General features: G+C 66.7%; 15 protein-coding genes. 9 read left to right on the forward strand and 6 right to left on the reverse strand.

Annotated elements, in window-relative coordinates; genetic code table 11:
- Positions 1-49: 49 nt before the first annotated feature.
- Positions 50-1,210: an AAA family ATPase gene (locus tag AC5P66_RS01845; protein WP_099495086.1), complete on the forward strand. Its 1,161-nt coding sequence runs from the start codon at positions 50-52 to the stop codon at positions 1,208-1,210.
- A gap of 30 nt (positions 1,211-1,240) precedes the next feature.
- On the opposite strand, the gene AC5P66_RS01850 is transcribed toward AC5P66_RS01845, so the two are convergent.
- Positions 1,241-2,188: a DMT family transporter gene (locus AC5P66_RS01850; RefSeq protein ID WP_049417279.1), complete on the reverse strand. Its 948-nt coding sequence runs from the start codon at positions 2,186-2,188 to the stop codon at positions 1,241-1,243.
- A 79-nt stretch (positions 2,189-2,267) separates the two neighbouring features.
- Between AC5P66_RS01850 and AC5P66_RS01855 the strand changes: the two genes are divergently transcribed.
- A complete protein-coding gene (locus AC5P66_RS01855) occupies positions 2,268-2,882 on the forward strand; it encodes a Pr6Pr family membrane protein (RefSeq protein ID WP_049441404.1) in 615 nt (204 codons plus the stop codon).
- Here AC5P66_RS01855 and AC5P66_RS01860 read toward each other — a convergent pair.
- The gene (locus tag AC5P66_RS01860; RefSeq protein WP_099495085.1) at positions 2,803-3,675 is read right to left on the reverse strand and encodes a DUF72 domain-containing protein; all 873 of its coding nucleotides are present in this window, start codon (positions 3,673-3,675) and stop codon (positions 2,803-2,805) included. The two genes, AC5P66_RS01855 and AC5P66_RS01860, sit on opposite strands and share 80 nt — an antisense overlap.
- Positions 3,672-4,115 (reverse strand): VOC family protein, encoded by a 444-nt coding sequence (locus AC5P66_RS01865; RefSeq protein WP_049441408.1) that lies wholly within the window; start codon positions 4,113-4,115, stop codon positions 3,672-3,674. Before AC5P66_RS01865 ends, AC5P66_RS01860 begins: the two co-directional genes overlap by 4 nt.
- A 110-nt stretch (positions 4,116-4,225) precedes the next feature.
- On the opposite strand from AC5P66_RS01865, the gene AC5P66_RS01870 reads away from it, so the two are divergent.
- The 4 genes from AC5P66_RS01870 (at position 4,226) to AC5P66_RS01885 (ending at position 9,743) form a co-directional block, all read left to right on the forward strand.
- The gene (locus AC5P66_RS01870) at positions 4,226-5,788 is read left to right on the forward strand and encodes a serine hydrolase (RefSeq protein ID WP_049441409.1); all 1,563 of its coding nucleotides are present in this window, start codon (positions 4,226-4,228) and stop codon (positions 5,786-5,788) included.
- Positions 5,789-5,943: 155 nt separating this feature from the next.
- Complete coding sequence (smrA, locus tag AC5P66_RS01875) at positions 5,944-7,776, forward strand: multidrug efflux ABC transporter SmrA (protein ID WP_099495084.1); 1,833 nt, start codon at positions 5,944-5,946, stop codon at positions 7,774-7,776.
- A gap of 120 nt (positions 7,777-7,896) precedes the next feature.
- Positions 7,897-9,156 (forward strand): bifunctional glucose-1-phosphatase/inositol phosphatase, encoded by a 1,260-nt coding sequence (agp, locus tag AC5P66_RS01880; RefSeq protein WP_099495083.1) that lies wholly within the window; start codon positions 7,897-7,899, stop codon positions 9,154-9,156.
- A 152-nt stretch (positions 9,157-9,308) separates the two neighbouring features.
- Complete coding sequence (locus AC5P66_RS01885; RefSeq protein WP_049441420.1) at positions 9,309-9,743, forward strand: hypothetical protein; 435 nt, start codon at positions 9,309-9,311, stop codon at positions 9,741-9,743.
- 86 nt (positions 9,744-9,829) lie between these two features.
- On the opposite strand, the gene AC5P66_RS01890 is transcribed toward AC5P66_RS01885, so the two are convergent.
- On the reverse strand, positions 9,830-11,638 hold the full coding sequence (locus AC5P66_RS01890; RefSeq protein ID WP_099486704.1) for a DUF885 domain-containing protein: 1,809 nt from the start codon (positions 11,636-11,638) through the stop codon (positions 9,830-9,832).
- 112 nt (positions 11,639-11,750) lie between these two features.
- On the opposite strand from AC5P66_RS01890, the gene AC5P66_RS01895 reads away from it, so the two are divergent.
- Positions 11,751-12,107, forward strand: a complete 357-nt coding sequence (locus AC5P66_RS01895; RefSeq protein ID WP_043396511.1) for a GFA family protein — start codon at positions 11,751-11,753, stop codon at positions 12,105-12,107.
- Positions 12,108-12,139: 32 nt separating this feature from the next.
- Positions 12,140-12,919, forward strand: coding sequence for a DUF4349 domain-containing protein (locus AC5P66_RS01900; protein ID WP_049441426.1), 780 nt, complete (start codon positions 12,140-12,142; stop codon positions 12,917-12,919).
- A 31-nt stretch (positions 12,920-12,950) separates the two neighbouring features.
- On the opposite strand, the gene AC5P66_RS01905 is transcribed toward AC5P66_RS01900, so the two are convergent.
- Together AC5P66_RS01905 and AC5P66_RS01910 are read right to left on the reverse strand one after the other, a co-directional pair.
- On the reverse strand, positions 12,951-13,244 hold the full coding sequence (locus AC5P66_RS01905) for a hypothetical protein (RefSeq protein WP_005415831.1): 294 nt from the start codon (positions 13,242-13,244) through the stop codon (positions 12,951-12,953).
- Between the two features lie 68 nt (positions 13,245-13,312).
- Positions 13,313-14,257, reverse strand: a complete 945-nt coding sequence (locus AC5P66_RS01910; RefSeq protein WP_099495082.1) for a LysR substrate-binding domain-containing protein — start codon at positions 14,255-14,257, stop codon at positions 13,313-13,315.
- 115 nt (positions 14,258-14,372) lie between these two features.
- Here AC5P66_RS01910 and AC5P66_RS01915 point away from each other — a divergent pair, with 115 nt between their 5' ends.
- Positions 14,373-15,245: a DMT family transporter gene (locus AC5P66_RS01915; RefSeq protein WP_099495081.1), complete on the forward strand. Its 873-nt coding sequence runs from the start codon at positions 14,373-14,375 to the stop codon at positions 15,243-15,245.
- Positions 15,246-15,420: the final 175 nt, after the last annotated feature.

Consider the following 15,420-nt stretch of genomic DNA (forward strand, 5'->3'; position numbering starts at 1 on the left):
TGCGATCAAAAGCGGGCAGCATGACGCCCTGTTTTCCCGGACGCCGACCATGTTGCAGACCCTGGCCATCGCCCACTATCGCTCGCTGCATGGGCTGGTACTGCCGCTGCAGCAGTTGAATGTGGTGACCGGTGACAACGGCAGTGGCAAGTCCAGCCTCTACCGCGCGCTGCGCCTGCTGGCCGAGACTGCTCAGGGTGGCGTCGCGGCGGTGCTGGCCCGCGAAGGAGGGCTGGGTTCGGCGCTGTGGGCAGGTCCCGAATCCATCGATCGCAGGGTTGCGGCTGGCGGGATTCCGCTGCAGGGCGGGCTCCGGCAGGCGTCGGTGGGGCTGAAGCTGGGCTTCACTACCGAAGAATTGGGCTATGCCGTCGATCTCGGCTACCCGCCGCCGAGCCGTTCGGCGTTTGCGCTGGATCCGCAGATCAAGGCCGAGGCGATTTGGGCGGGGCCGTTCCTGCGCAGCGCCAACCTGCTGGTCGATCGTCGCGGGGCGATGGTGCGGCAGCGCCATGCGCGCGGTTGGGATCTGGTGGATGACCGGTTGTCGCTGTTCGACAGCCTGTTCACCCAGGTCGGCGATCCGCAGCGCATGCCCGAAACGATCACGCTGCGTGAGTACATCCGATGCTGGCGCTTCTACGACCATTTCCGCAGCGATGGCGATGCCCCGGCGCGGCAACCGGCGATGACCACGCGCACGCCGGTGCTGCATCACGATGGCAGGGACCTGGCGGCGGCCTGGGTGACCATCCTCGAGATCGGTGACCCGGTTGCGTTGGCACGCAGCGTCGAAGACGCGTTCCCGGGCGCCACGGTCGGTTTCGAGGAGCTGGATGGACGCCTGGCGCTGCGCTTTCACCAACCCGGGTTGCTGCGGCCATTGTCGATGGCCGAGCTCTCCGACGGCACGCTGCGCTTCCTGCTGCTGGCGGCGGCGCTGCACACGCCACGCCCACCGCCGCTGATGGTGCTCAACGAACCGGAGACCAGCCTGCATCCGGACCTGCTGCCGGCGCTGGCGCGGCTGATCATCGCAGCCAGTGCGCGCAGCCAGGTATGGGTGGTGTCGCACGCCAGCCGGCTGATCGCGGCGCTGGAACAGGCGCCAGGGTGCCATTCGCTGCATCTGTACAAGGAACAGGGCCGCACGCTGTTGAGCGGGCAGGGCCTGCTGGATGCGCCGGCCTGGCATTGGCCGCAGCGTTGATGCGGCCATCCACGCCATGCGTGGATGCACTCAATCGGCGATGTTGCGCGCTTCGGCCGTGCCAAGGATTTCCGGATGCTGCACCGGCTTGCGGCGGTTCAGCAGCGGATGCAGGAACACCGCGCCGACGATGATCGCCACGCCCAAGTAGAACCACGGGGTGACTTCGTGCTGCTCGCGCAGCAGCACCACCGCCAGTACCACCGCATAGACCGGCTCCAGGTTGGTCACCAGCTGCACCGTGTAGGCACTCAGGTGGCGCAGCGCGACCAGGGCCAGGGCGAACGGCAGCAGCGTGCAGAACCCGGCCAGCACCAGCAGCAGGATCCCGTCGTGCAGATTCGGGACCACCCACAGCGGGCTGGCCAGCGCCGGCAGCAGGTAGGGCATCAGCGGCGCCAGCAGGGTCAGGGTGAGCGCGCCGGCACCCAGCTCCAGCGCGGTGACCGTGAGCGGATCGGCATGGCTGACCATGCGCTTGTTGAGCGAACCGAACACCGCCACCAGCAGCGCCGAGATCGCGCCGATCAACACACCCAGGCGCATGCCATCGGGCACGCCACCGACCACCAGCGCAACACCCGGCAGCACCGCCAGGCCGAACGCCAGCTCACGCAGCTGGAACGGCCGCTTGGCCACCCACGGCTCGATGATCGAGGTGAACACCGGTGCCAGTGCGATGCAGGTGGCAGCCACCGAGGCATTGGCCAGCTTCACCGCGCCGTAGAACGTCAGCCAGTGCAGGGCGACCAGCGCGCCGATGCCGGCGTAGCCGGCGACCAGCCGCGGGGGCAGGGTGCGCAACCCGCGCCAGACCCGCGGCAGCAGGGCCAGCATCGCCGTCACCAACAGCATGCGCCACCACACCAGCGGCAGTGCGGGCAGGGTGATCAGCTTGCCGAGGATGGCCGTGATGCCCCACAGCAGGACACAGAAATGGATCTGCCACAGCGCTTTGCGGGTATCGGGTGTGCTCATCGGCCTATTGTGAGGCAATCGCGCGGCTGTCGGCGATGACTGTGGCATGCTCGCGGAAACCCCCCAAGGGAACCCTGCAATGGCTGCCAACCGCTCCGCCCTGCGTGCATGGGCAGCCCTGACTGCACTGGTGGCCGCCACCTCGCTGCTGCTGCAATACCTGTTGTTGCTACGCGGCCCCGGGGCGGCTGCCGGGGTCGGCATGGCGACGCTGCGCTTCGTTGGTTACTTCACGATTCTCAGCAACCTGGCGGTGTGCCTGGGATGCGTCAGGCTGATCCGTGCGGGTGTGCTGAACACCACTGTCGCCGCGGTGATCGGGTTGTGCATCGGGGTGACCGCGTGCATCTACGTGCTGGCGTTGCAGGGGCTGTGGCAGCCCACCGGGCTGCAATGGTGGGTCGATGCCGGCCTGCACTACGCTGTGCCGGCGCTGTACCTGCTCGGGTGGTGGTGGCTGCTGCCGCATGGGGCGCTGCGCTGGCACGCGCTGGGCGGCGTGCTGCTGGTACCACTGGTCTACCTCGGCTGGGCGATGCTGGTCGCTGCAATGACCGGACAGGCGCCGTATCCATTCCTCGAACTGCAACGCCTGGGCCTGGCGGCCTTCCTGCTCAACGTGCTGCGCGTTGCGGGCGTGTTCGTGGTGGGCTGGACCCTGCTGTGGGGGCTGGACCGCTGGCGCCGTCGATGAGGCGCTGCAGGGCCATCGCTGCCGCCGGATTGCGGGCCTTGCCGGCACCGATGCACAGCAGGTAGACCTCGCGCGGGGTCTCCGGGGCGGGCCCGGCCAGGCAGGGCAGGTCGTCCACCGGCTCGCCGCGTGACCAGCGTCGTGCGCGTTCAGCCCAGCGCTGCTGGACGGACGCAGGCAGGCCCTCGTTCAAGCGGGCCTGGCTGCGCTTGATCCGCGCGTAGACGAAGCCAGCACTGACATCGCCATGCAATGGCGCCTCGTCGCTGTCCTCGATCACCAGTGCCACGCCGTGGCGGCGCGCGGCGGCGACCAGAGCCGGTCCATGTGCCTTTGCGTTGCGCACTTCCAGAGCGTGCTGCAACGGCACGCCCTCGAGCTGCTTCGGCAGCTGCGCCATCAGCGCTTCCAATGCATCGGCGTCGGCCGGATGGTGCGGATCGAACTGCCACAGCAGCGGGCCGAGCCGGTCACCGAGTGCAAGTGCCGCCTGCAGGAACGGCGTGGCCGCTTCCACGGTGCTGGACAGGTCGCGGCGCTGCACCAGGTAGCGTGGCGCCTTCATCGAGAAACGGAAGCCTTCCGGCGTCTGCGCGGCCCACTGCGCGCACTGGGCCGCAGTGGGCGTGCGGTAGAAGGTGCCGTTGATCTCGATGCAGCGCAGGGCGCGGCTGGCATGGGCCAGTTCCTCGCGCTGCGGCAGTCCCACCGGATAGAACATGCCGCCGCGCCACTCGGGAAACACCCAGCCGCCGATACCGCAGCGGATCGCCATCCGGCCGGCAGCGGTCACTGGCTGTGGTCCTCGCGCCAGGGGTCGTAGCTGCCGAACCACCACAGGTAGCCTTCAGGATCGGCACAGGCGTAGCCGCGGCCACCGTAGTCCTGGTCGGCAATGTCGATGACGATGCGCGCTCCAGCCGCCTTGGCCCGCGCATGGTGCGCATCGACATCGGTGACGATCACGCAGGCACTCTGGGTCTGGCGGCCGCCGACTTCTCCGGGCAGAACCGCGTGTTCGCTCCACGCGCTCTGGTTGTTGGCCGAACCGAGCATGATCATGCCGTTGCCGAAGGTCAGCTGCGCATGGAAGACCGTATCGCCATCGGCATACACGGCCTGGGCATGGAAGCCGAAGGCCCGCTGCAGCCAGTCGATGGCGGCCAGCGCGTCGCGGTAGCGCAGGCACGGAATGATGGTGGAGCCGTTGCTTGGTTGGCCGTTCCCGCCCATGACACCCCTCCTATGGCACGGGGCAGGGTGCATCGGCGACCGTTACCATCCTGCGAAACCCCGGTGACGGCCTGCACATGGCCGCTACCCCTGTTCGGAGATGGTGCTGGATGAAAACCTGGATCGGAGGAGCCGTGCTGCTGGCGTGCACGACCATGGCCAATGCGGCGACCCCGCAGCAGCTGCAGGACCTGGATGCGACCGTCGAGCGCGTGCGCACGCAGTTCGACGTGCCCGGCATCGCCGTGGCCGTGGTCAAGGATGGCCAGGTGGTGCTGGAACGTGGCTGGGGCGTGCGCGAGCAGGGCAAGCCGGAGCCGGTGCAGGCCGACACCCTGTTTGCCATCGCTTCCAATACCAAGGCGTTCACCGCCACCTCGCTGAACCTGCTGGCCGAGGACGGCAAGCTGAAGATGGATGACAGGGTGATCGACCACCTGCCGTCGTTCCGCATGTCCGATCCGTTTGTGACCGGGCAGATGACGATCCGCGACCTGCTGTCGCATCGCAGCGGGCTGAGCCTGGGCGCCGGTGACCTGCTGTTCTGGCCGGCCACCTCCTACAGCAACGCCGAAGTCGTGGAGCGACTGGGCAGGGTGCCGCTGAAGGGCGGCTTCCGCGAGAGCTATGCGTACGACAACATCCTGTACGCGGTCGCCCAACAGGTGATCGAACGCGTGTCCGGCATGAGCTACCAGCAGTTCCTGCAGACGCGCATCTTCGACAAGGTGGGGATGGCCGGCACGCGCTACAACGCCGACCACCTGAAGCCAGGTGACAAGGCGGCGGTCGGCCACGCCAAGTACGATTTCAAGGACCTGCGCACCGTCGCACCACTGACCTGGTCGAACAATGCCGGCGCCGGTGGCATCTATTCCAGCGCGCACGACATGGCGCGCTGGATGCAGGTGCAGCTGGCCGAAGGCAAGCTGGCCGACGGCACGCCGTTGTTCAGCGAGAAGAGCCAGCAGCAGATGTGGCGGATGATCACCCCGCAGTCGATCCCGGCACCGAGCGTGCCGGAGCTGGCACCGGCGCGGGCCAACTTCGCCGGCTATGGCGAAGGCTGGAGCCTGAGCGACTACCGTGGCCGGAAACTGGTCTGGCATACCGGTGGCTGGCCGGGCATGGTCTCGCGGTTGACACTGGTGCCGGGCGAGAAGCTGGGCGTGGTGGTGCTGACCAACCAGGAAGTGGGCGCGGCGTTCAATGCGATCACCCTGAGCGTGCTTGACGCTTACCTGGGCGGAGAAAAGCACGATTGGGTGGACGCCTATGCCAAGGCCGTGGCCAAGGGCCAGGACAAGGCCGACGAGGCCTGGGCCAAGCACCAGAGCGCACGCGACAAGGGCAGCCGGCCATCGCTGGCGCTGGCCGGCTACACCGGCAGCTTCCGTGACCGCTGGTATGGCGACATGCAGATCAGCGCCGAGGGCAAGGGCCTGCGCCTGCGCTTTGCGAAGACCGCGCAGCTGAGCGGGCGCCTGGAGCACTGGCAGCATGACACCTTCATCGTGCGCTGGGACGACCGTTCGCTCAACGCCGATGCGTTCGTGAACTTCAGCCTGGACCCGGATGGCAAGGTGCGCGAGGTGCGCATGCAGCCGATTTCCGATCTGACCGATTTCAGTTTCGATTTCCAGGACCTGCTGTTCACCCCGGTCAAAGAATGAGGGTAGTGCCGGCCGCTGGCCGGCAACCTCATGATCCCTGGAAACGTCGCGAGGTTGCCGGCCAGCGCCCGGCACTACCGGCGCCGCGGCATCGTCGGCCGGCGTACACATCCGGCGTGGGATACTCCGCCGGCTATTGATGGCGAGGGAATGCGATGTTCCGTTGGTTTGAATCCCTGATCCCGGTGTTCCCGCCCGTGGACGGGCGCATGCCGCCGCGCAAGGTGCTGCCGTTCTACCTGCACTACCTGCGCCCGGTCTGGCCGGTGCTGCTGGCGACCCTGATCGCCGGCCTGCTGCTGGCGCTGGTGGAAGTGGCCATGTTCGATTACCTGGGCCGCATCGTCGACATGGTCGCCGAGCAGCCCGGTGCCGATTTCTTCAAGCGCCATGCCAATGAACTGGGCTGGATGCTGTTCATCACGGTCATCGCGCGGCCGATCCTGGTGGGCCTGCACAACCTGCTGGTCAACCAGGCCATCGTGCCCGGCCTGAGCAACCGCTCGCGCTGGCTGATGCACAACTACGTGGTGCGGCAGAGCCTGAGCTTCTTCCAGAACGACTTCGCCGGCAGCGTCGCCAACCGGGTCATGCAGACCGGTACCTCGCTGCGCGAGTCAGCGGTGCAGATGGTCGATTCGCTCTGGTACATCGTGGTCTATACCGGCACGGCGCTGTACCTGTTCGCGCAGGCGGACTGGCGGTTGATGGTGCCACTGGTCCTGTGGCTGCTGGCCTATGCGGTGATCATGGTCTACTTCGTGCCGCGCGCGAAGGAACGGGCCTGGATTGCGTCCGAAGCGCGCTCCAAGGCGATGGGTCGCATCGTCGACGGCTACACCAACATTCCCACGCTGAAGCTGTTCGCCCATGGCGGGCGCGAGCAGGCCTACGTGGCCGAGTCGATCCAGGAACTGGCGGTCAAGCACCGCGCGCAGACCCGGGTGACCACCGGCATGGACCTGACCATCGCCATCGTCAACGGTTTCCTGATCGCCGGTACCTGTGGGCTGGCGCTGTGGCTGTGGAATGGCGGGCACATCACCGTCGGTGCGATAACGCTGGCGACCGGCCTGGTGATCCGCATCCACAACATGTCCGGCTGGATCATGTGGACCATCAACGGCATCTTCGAGGACATCGGCACGGTGCAGGATGGCATCACCACCATCGCCCAGCCGCTGACCGTGCAGGACCGCGAGGATGCAGTGCCGTTGCAGGTGACCCGTGGCGGCGTGCATTTCCAGGACATCCACTTCCACTACGGCAAGAAGGGTGGCGTGATCGCAGGCCTGGACCTGGTGGTGAAGCCGGGCGAGAAGATCGGCCTGGTCGGCCCCTCCGGCGCCGGCAAGTCGACCCTGGTCAACGTGCTGCTGCGCCTGTACGACCTGGAAAGCGGCCGCATCCTGATCGATGGTCAGGACATTGCCCACGTTACCCAGGAAAGCCTGCGCCAGCAGATCGGCGTGGTCACCCAGGACACCTCGCTGCTGCATCGCTCGATCCGCGACAACCTGTTGTATGGCCGTCCAGACGCAACCGAGGAGCAGTTGCGCGCTGCCGTGGCCAAGGCGCGTGCCGGAGCCTTCATCGACACGCTGGCGGACGGGCAGGGGCGTCGCGGCTACGACGCGCATGTCGGCGAGCGTGGCGTGAAACTCTCCGGCGGCCAGCGCCAGCGCATCGCCATTGCCCGCGTGCTGCTGAAGGACGCCCCGATCCTGGTGCTGGACGAAGCGACCTCGGCGCTGGACTCGGAAGTGGAAGCGGCGATCCAGGACAGCCTGGATGAGCTGATGGGCGGCAAGACGGTGATCGCGATCGCGCACCGGCTGTCGACCATCGCGCGCATGGACCGGCTGGTGGTGATGGACCAGGGCCGCATCGTCGAGACCGGCAGCCATGCCGAACTGATCGCCGCCGGTGGCCTGTACGCGCGCTTGTGGGCGCGTCAGACCGGGGGATTTGTTGCTGCCGATCAATGATTGCTTTCGGGGGCAGAGCGCTCTCTGCGAGATGGGTCCGCCTCCAGCCAAGTATCCCTTGGGGTCGGATTCCTTTCCGCAGGAAAGGGCTCTGACCCCGACGTGCTTCTGGAGACCTGCATGATCCGCCCCCTACGCTCTCTGCTGTTGGCGCTCGTGCTGGGCATGAGCACTGCGACGGCGATGGCCGCACCCGTTGCGGACGACCAGCTCGAGCAGGTCGTCCTGCTCAGCCGTCACAACCTGCGCGCGCCGGTGGTGGGCGCCGGCGCGCTGGCCAATGCCACTCCGGAGCGCTGGCCAGGCTGGGACGTAGGCGCAGGCGAGCTGACCACCAAGGGCGGCGTGCTGGAGGCCTACATGGGGCGCTACATCGGCCAGTGGCTGCGCCAGGCGCAATTGTTGCCGGCGTCGGGTTGCCCGCAGCAGGCTGACTTCCACGCCCATGCCAACAGCCTGCAGCGTACCCAGGCTACCGCGCAGTTCTTCGTTGCCGGTGCTTTCCCGGGCTGCCATGTTTCGGTCGAACAGCGCATGCCGCTGGGGACGATGGATCCGCTGTTCGACCCGGTGATCCGCCGCGACGACGCGGCATTCCGCACGCGCGCGCTGGAGTCAATGCGGCGAGCGCTGGCCGCAGTGGACCTGGCACCGGCTTTGTCCGTGGTGGAGGAGATCACCCGCTATCCGCAGTCGGCGGCATGCAAGGGGCACGGCAACTGCCATCTGGCGCTGGCCGATACCACCTTCAGTACGGAACCGGGCAAGGAACCACGCGCGTCCGGATCACTGGCGCTGGCCAGCGGGCTGGTCGATGCCTTGTTGATGGAGCACTACCAGGGCAGTGGCATCCCCCGCGAAGGCTGGGGCCGGTTGACCACCGAGGCGCAATGGCAGGCGCTGGCGCAGATCCGCAACCGCTACCAGGACATCCTGTTCGGAACGCCCGAGGTGGCGCGTGATGTGGCCGCTCCGCTACTGACAAGAGTGAATACGTTGTTCGACGACCCGGCGTCGCCGAAGGTGACCCTGCTGGTCGGTCACGATTCCAACATCGGTTCCGTGCTGGCGGCGTTGGGAATCAGCGACTACAGCCTGCCGGGGCAGTACGAGAAGACACCGATCGGTGGCCTGCTGCAGTTCGAACGCTGGCGTGGGCACAGCGGGAGGGCGCACTACCGGCTGGTATATGTCTATCCCACCAAGGAGCAGTTGCGTGACGCGGTGCCACTGAGTGAAATGCAGCCGCCGGTACGGGCGACGCTGGTGCCGCAAGGGTGTGCGAAGACTGGGTGCACTGAAGCGCAGTTTAGGCAACTACTTGGAGCTAAAGTGAGGGCTTTCAGCGGAGATGGCAAAAGGGCTGTCGATGGTGTCTGAAGACCGCAGAGTCCCGTGAACCAAGGCGGGTGCCGACACTTGGATTGCCGCCATTCAATGCCGCTGAATCCGGTGCAACTCGGCGGCATGATGTGTGTGCTCGCTGCCAGGTTCCGGCAGCATTACTTCAACCCTGAAAATGGACTTGGAAAATGAAAAAACAGCTGATCGCGCTTCGTGGCGCCAGCAACTCGGGAAAGAGCTCGACGCTTCTCATGTTTTACCGACTGCTGGCTGCGCACTCTGCCACGCGATTGATTTCGTTTGAGGCTATTGGCCACAAGCTCGACTTCAGTGCAATGGTTCAGATCAATGGATGCAAGATCGGAATTTTCAACCGCGGTGATGTTTCCGGAACCGTGGATGGTCTGATCGACCAACTTGCACAGGCAGGATGCAAGGTGATCGTCTGTGCTGCCCGTTCGAAGGGTGACGTTGGCGATGTGCTGGCCTCGTATGAGCGCAGGTACCAGTTGCAGGAGATTGTCAAAAAGACCGGTGGGGAAGACGAGTCTGATTTTGCACTGGTCAATATGGGCGTCGCGCATGATCTCGCCGCTCGAGTCTACTCAGCAGTGGTCGTCTGAGTTCTCCGTTCCGTCATTTCGGGGCGGCCTGCAGAAACGGCCCGGGTTTGCCCGGGCCGTTCCGTTTCCAACTTACACCACCCCGATCACTCGATCGGCTGGTCCAGCATCAGCTGGCGTGCGAAACGCACCGGCGGTGCGCCGTAGGACAGTACCTGGTCGTGGTACGCCTTCAGGTTGAACTTGTCGCCCAGCTTCTCCTGCACCGCCTTGCGGGTGTCGAAGTGTTCCTGCGCACCGACGAAGTAGGTCGGCAGCTGCGCCGAGGTCAGCTGCGCGCGCACCCACTTGCCGGCCGCTTCGCTTTCCTGCTGGAACGCGTCGTGGGTCATCAGGTGCATCGCCTTCTCGCGATCCCAGTTGTCCACGTGCACGCCCTGGTCGAGGATCGCGTTGGAGATCGTGCGCAGGTAGAACTTCAGCTGCACCAGGTGGAACAGCGGGTCGTTGTTGAGGTAACCCTGCTCCTGCATCATGCGCTCGGTGTAGACCGCCCAGCCTTCGGCGAACAGGCCCGAACGCAGCACCGCACGCAGGGTGGAGGGGAACTTGGCCGAGTGCCAGCCTTCCAGGTAATGGCCCGGGGTGCCTTCGTGGATGCTCAGCAGGTGGATCATGCGCGAGTTGTATTCACGCAGGAACGAGTCGACCTGCTTGTCGTTCCAGTCGTCCGGAATCGGCGACACGGCGTAGAAGGTCTTCAGGTTCTTGTCCAGCGGACCCGGCGAATCGCAGTAGGCCACGGCCACGCCACGCTGGAATTCCGGCATCAGGATGATGTCCACCGGCGCGTCGGGCAGGGTCATCAGATCGTGCTCGCGCACGAACGCGGTGGACTGCTCCAGTGCGGCCTTGGCATCGTCGACCACCTTGTCGCGTGCCGGCTTGTCGGCGTAGGCCAGCTCCAGCGCAGCTTCGATCGCCTTCTGCTGCTGCTCGTCGGTCGGCTGGGCCGGCATCTCCGGCGCACCCGGCTTGTCCTTCAGCACGGTCTGCGCGATGCCGTACATGTCCTCGCGCACACGCTTGAGTTCGGCGCGCGCACGGTCACCGATCTCCTGGCGCGACAGCGAGGAGCTGAGCGCGAACTTCAGCTTCTGGTCGTACTTTTCCGCACCGATGCGGAAGTCGCCCTTGGCGTTCGGCACCAGGGTCTTGTCCAGCCAGGTCTGCTGCTCGTCCACCGCCTTCTTCAGGCCGTCGATGGCCGCCTGCAGGCGCTGCTGGTCGGCCTGCGGCAGTTCGCCGATGTGCGGGGTGATGAAGGTATCGACGATGCTGAGGATGCCCTTGTTCTGCTTGGCCACCGTCTCGGCATGGATCTTCGGAACGCGGGCCGGATCCAGGTTCTCGCGTGCCTGGGCGAAGATCGCCGGCAGCTTTTCCATGCGCGCGGTCGCCGACTTCAGGCGTTCCGGCAGCGGCGCGAACTCGCGGGCCATCAGGCCATAGATCGCGCTGCCGGCGATGCCGTTGTACAGCTGCGGGTCCCACTTGCCGGACTGAAGCACTTCGGCGTTCCAGATTTCCGACTGCAGCTGGTTGCGCAGGATCGCCGCGTCCACCTGGTTCTCGCGGCCCAGCTTGGCCACCTCGATCTTGTCCAGCTCGCCCAGCAGCGCCTTGTAGGCGGCCACGGTCTTCTGCTGGCCGGCGGCGCTCAGGTCGTCCAGTTCGCTGTCGTAGCGGTGGTCACCGATCTGGGTGGCGCTGACCGGCGACAGCTGCATCCAGGTGTCCAGGGCGCGCTTGGACAGATCGGCGAAGGCGGCATCGACCGCCGCATCACCGGCCTGCTGGCTGGCGGCCGGGGTGGAAGCGTTGGTCGGGGCGTCGGCAGGCTGGCAACCGGCCAGCGCAGCGACCAGGGCGAGGGCAAGAAGATGCGGGCGCATCGGCATTCCTGTACGGGGTCAAACCCTGAGCATAGGGCCCCGTCGCTGCTTTGTCCCCGTGCCATAGGATTACCATGGGCGGATTCAAGGACCCTCCAAAGGAGCGCAGGACATGGAATACCAGGGAAGCTGCCATTGCGGCAGGATCGCATTCACCGTACAGGCCGAGGCGCCGATCAGCGACGTCATCGACTGCAACTGTTCGATGTGCCGCCGTCGCGGCAGCCTGCTGTGGTTCGCCCCGCGCGAGGCGTTCCAGCTGACCACCGATCCGGCTGACGTGGCCACCTACCACTTCAACAAGGCCCACATCGACCATCACCACTGCCGCGAATGTGGCGTCGCCCCCTACAGCGAAGCGGTCGACCCGCGTACCGGCACACCGATGGTGGCGGTGAACGTGCGCTGCGTGCCGCAGGTCGATCTGGCCGGTCTTTCGGTCACGTCTTACAACGGAGCCGCACTGTGACCGGCGCGCGCGCTTGGACGCGCAGCCTGGCGATGCCGGTGGTGCTGCTGGCATTGGCGGGCTGCGCCAAGCAGGGCGACATGGCCGCCGATGCGGGCGCCCCGGCCGCCGAAGCGGCCGTCGCGTCGCCAGAAGGTGCGTTCCTCGCCTATGAACATGACGTGCAGGTGCAGCTGGAGGCGGCAAAGATCGCGCCGCGCATCCAGCAGATCGCCCAAGCCTGCCAGAGCGCGAAGTTCGGCGACTGCGCGGTATTGCAGGTCGACCAGCGCAGTGGCGAGCAACCCAGCGGTGAGGTCAAGGTGCGCATCGCGCCGAAGGGCGCCGAGCCGCTGATCGCGATGGCCGGTGAGGGCGGAACGCTGCAGTCGCGCACCACCCGCGCCGAGGATCTGGCACAGGCCGTGGCAGACACGGCGCTGACCAAGGCGCGGCTGGAGAAGGAGCACGCCCGCCTGCTGTCCTACCAGGACCGCAAGGACCTGAAGATCGAAGACCTGATGGCGATCACCACGCGCCTGTCGGAGATCGAGGCCGGCGTTGAGCAGGCCAACAAGGACGCCGCGCAGCAGCGTCGTCGCATCGATACCCAGCTGGTGACGCTGCACTTCGAGACCACCTCTGGCCAGCGCAGCCGGAGCGAGATCGGCGAGGCGCTGAGCGAATCGGGCGGCATCCTCGGCAGCAGCATCGCGTTCCTGATCCGCGCGGTGGCGGCCCTGCTGCCGGTGGGCGTGCTGGCTCTGGTCGTGGCCTGGGGGGCCCGCGCGTGGTGGCGTCGCCGCCGCCGCACGCTGCCGCCCAACGTCTGAGGTCAAGGCTGATGCCGGCAGCCAGCCGGCATCAGCCCTCGTCGGTCTCGTACTCGACGAACACATCCAGCTCCAGCGCCAGCTCCTGCACGGCGTCGCGCACCTTCTGCGCAGTGCTTTCATTGCCGACTTCCACTTCCAGCTCGTGGATGCCCGGGCCGATGTCGTCGGACAGCCCGGCCGAACTGGAATCGTCGTCGTCCATGTGCGGCATCAGGTCGTCGGTTTCCTCGACATGTTCGATGCCGTCCAGGCCGAGCAGCAGGTCGCTGATGGCACGGGCGTCGTCTTCGGTTCCGGTGATGCGCAGTCGCAGCATGGCCATGGCGTAGGTACGTTGTGGAGGTGCAAGCAGCCTAGCCAGCATCGGGCAAAGAACGGGTGAGGGCGAAGTCAGGCAAGCGTGGCCGGGCGGCCGAGCAGGCTTTCCGGCAATGCCGGGATCGGCGTGCGTTCGTCCTGCGCCTGTTCCAGCAACCAGTCGATGAACAGGCGCGCGGCCGGGCTCGGCGGTTGCCCTTCTGCGTGCACCACGTGGTAGGCATAGCGTGCCTTCAATGCCGGGCCGGGCAGGCGCACCACCTCGTAGCGCTGCAGGTAGGGCTGGGCGATGTGGGTGCGCGCCAGCACCGCGCCCATGCCATACACCGCTGCACGCATCGCGTCGGTGCTGTCGGCGAAGGTGTGCATCGGCGGCAGCGGCGACGGCGGGCGCACGCCGGCGTGGCGGAACCAGTCACGCCAGCCCTGCGGCGACAGGTCGGTCAGCAGCGGCAGGTCGGCGATGCGCGCCGGATCAACCAGTGCTTCGACCCCGGCCAGCGCCGGTGAGGCCACCGGGAACAGGTAGTCATCCATCAGGTGCTGTGCACGCAGGCCCGGCCATTGGCCCAGCCCGTAGCGGATGCCGACTTCCGGTCCGTTGTCGTCGTAGCGATCCAGCCCGCTGCCGGTGTGCAGCTCGATGCGGACGTGCGGATAGGCCTGGGTGAAGCGTGGCAGTCGCGGCAGCAGCCAGCAGTATGAGAGCGAGCGCAGCGTGGTGATCCGCAACGGCACGCTGTCGGCATCCGGTTGCAGGTGATGGGCGACCGCCGCGACATCGGTGAAGGCGGCGCTGGCGGCGTCGGCCAGTTGCCGGCCCTCGGCGGTCAGGCGCACGCCGCGGGCGTGGCGCAGGAACAGCCGGGTTTCCAGCACTTCTTCCAGGCGGCGCACGTGGTGACTGACCGCGCTGGCGGTCAGGTGCAGCTCCTGCGCGGCCTGGGCGAAATTCTGGTGCCGTGCGGCGACCGCGAACACCGCCAGTGCGGGGAGCAGGGAAGGGCGTAGCTGCATGTCGAGCCTCAAACCATATTTGTGGCTGGCAGCGATACTACGCGCTTGTGCGGCGGGCGTCTGCGCCTGATCCTGTCTGCCTTGGCGAGGAACAGACGATGGACGGAGGCAGGGCATGAATGCGATCCCACAGGCGGTCGAGCGCGACTGGCGCACGCCGCTGGAATTGACCCTGCTGGGCGCCATCTGGGGCTGCTCGTTCCTGTTCATGCGGGTGGCGGTGCCGTCGTTCGGCCCATTCGCGCTGGTCGAGGTGCGGCTGGTGCTGGGCGCGCTGGTGCTGCTGCCGTTCCTGTGGCACGCCCGCGCGCAGTTCCCGCCGCGCCGGTGGCTGTGGCTGGCGCCGATCGGCCTGATCAATTCGGCGCTGCCGTTCGTGCTGTTTGCCTATGCCGCCGAGCAGGCGCCGGCGGCGATCGGTGCGATCTGCAATGCGATGACGGTGCTGTTCGCCGCGCTGATCGCGTTCCTGTTCTTCGGCGAGAAGATCGGCATGCGCCGCGCCGGGGCGCTGCTGGTCGGCTTCGCCGGCGTGGTGGTGCTGGCCACGGCCAAGGTGTCGGGCCTGAGCATCGGCACTGCAGTGCTGGCCGGTGCGGCGGCCTCGCTGCTGTACGGCCTGGGCGTGAACCTGGTAAAGCGGCACATGACTGGCCTGCCGTCGGCCGCGGCCGCTGCTGCAACGCTGTCGTGTGCCTCGCTGTGGATGCTGCCGATGGCGGTGACCCACTGGCCGCAGGCGGCGATTCCACTGAAGGCCTGGGGCGCAGCGATCGCACTGGGCGTCGCCTGTACCGGGCTGGCGTTCCTGATGTTCTACCGCCTGATCGGCCGCATCGGCCCGTCGCGTGCGTCGACGGTGACCTACCTGATTCCGTTGTTCGGTGCGGCCTTTGCGTGGTTGTTCCTGGGTGAGGCGGTGACGGTGCAGATGTTGATTGCGGGTGTGTTGATTCTGGGGAGCGTGGCGGTGAGTCAGAAGGGCTGAGCGCGCCCGCGCAGCGGTAGCGCCGAGCCATGCCCGGCGGCCCATTTCCTCGCCTGCGGGGAGATGTCACTTTCTTTGCTCGTGCAAAGAAAGTAACCAAAGAAACACGCCGCCGAGCCGCGAGCCGCCGTGCTTCGCACGTCGGTCCCCTGCGCTTCTCGGTGAATCAGGGGAC

The organism is Stenotrophomonas sp. YJH_SMC_122, from assembly GCF_059369535.1.

What these genes read in the sequence shown, in the direction of transcription:
- AC5P66_RS01870 (WP_049441409.1), top strand. Translation starts at nt 4,226, where the DNA reads ATGAAAACCTGGATCGGAGGAGCCGTGCTGCTGGCGTGCACGACCATG.
- agp (WP_099495083.1), top strand. Translation starts at nt 7,897, where the DNA reads ATGATCCGCCCCCTACGCTCTCTGCTGTTGGCGCTCGTGCTGGGCATG.
- AC5P66_RS01885 (WP_049441420.1), top strand. Translation starts at nt 9,309, where the DNA reads ATGAAAAAACAGCTGATCGCGCTTCGTGGCGCCAGCAACTCGGGAAAG.
- AC5P66_RS01855 (WP_049441404.1), top strand. Translation starts at nt 2,268, where the DNA reads ATGGCTGCCAACCGCTCCGCCCTGCGTGCATGGGCAGCCCTGACTGCA.
- AC5P66_RS01915 (WP_099495081.1), top strand. Translation starts at nt 14,373, where the DNA reads ATGAATGCGATCCCACAGGCGGTCGAGCGCGACTGGCGCACGCCGCTG.
- AC5P66_RS01895 (WP_043396511.1), top strand. Translation starts at nt 11,751, where the DNA reads ATGGAATACCAGGGAAGCTGCCATTGCGGCAGGATCGCATTCACCGTA.
- AC5P66_RS01845 (WP_099495086.1), top strand. Translation starts at nt 50, where the DNA reads ATGTTGCAGACCCTGGCCATCGCCCACTATCGCTCGCTGCATGGGCTG.
- AC5P66_RS01910 (WP_099495082.1), bottom strand. Translation starts at nt 14,257, where the DNA reads ATGCAGCTACGCCCTTCCCTGCTCCCCGCACTGGCGGTGTTCGCGGTC.
- smrA (WP_099495084.1), top strand. Translation starts at nt 5,944, where the DNA reads ATGTTCCGTTGGTTTGAATCCCTGATCCCGGTGTTCCCGCCCGTGGAC.
- AC5P66_RS01850 (WP_049417279.1), bottom strand. Translation starts at nt 2,188, where the DNA reads ATGAGCACACCCGATACCCGCAAAGCGCTGTGGCAGATCCATTTCTGT.
- AC5P66_RS01900 (WP_049441426.1), top strand. Translation starts at nt 12,140, where the DNA reads ATGCCGGTGGTGCTGCTGGCATTGGCGGGCTGCGCCAAGCAGGGCGAC.
- AC5P66_RS01890 (WP_099486704.1), bottom strand. Translation starts at nt 11,638, where the DNA reads ATGCGCCCGCATCTTCTTGCCCTCGCCCTGGTCGCTGCGCTGGCCGGT.
- AC5P66_RS01865 (WP_049441408.1), bottom strand. Translation starts at nt 4,115, where the DNA reads ATGGGCGGGAACGGCCAACCAAGCAACGGCTCCACCATCATTCCGTGC.
- AC5P66_RS01905 (WP_005415831.1), bottom strand. Translation starts at nt 13,244, where the DNA reads ATGGCCATGCTGCGACTGCGCATCACCGGAACCGAAGACGACGCCCGT.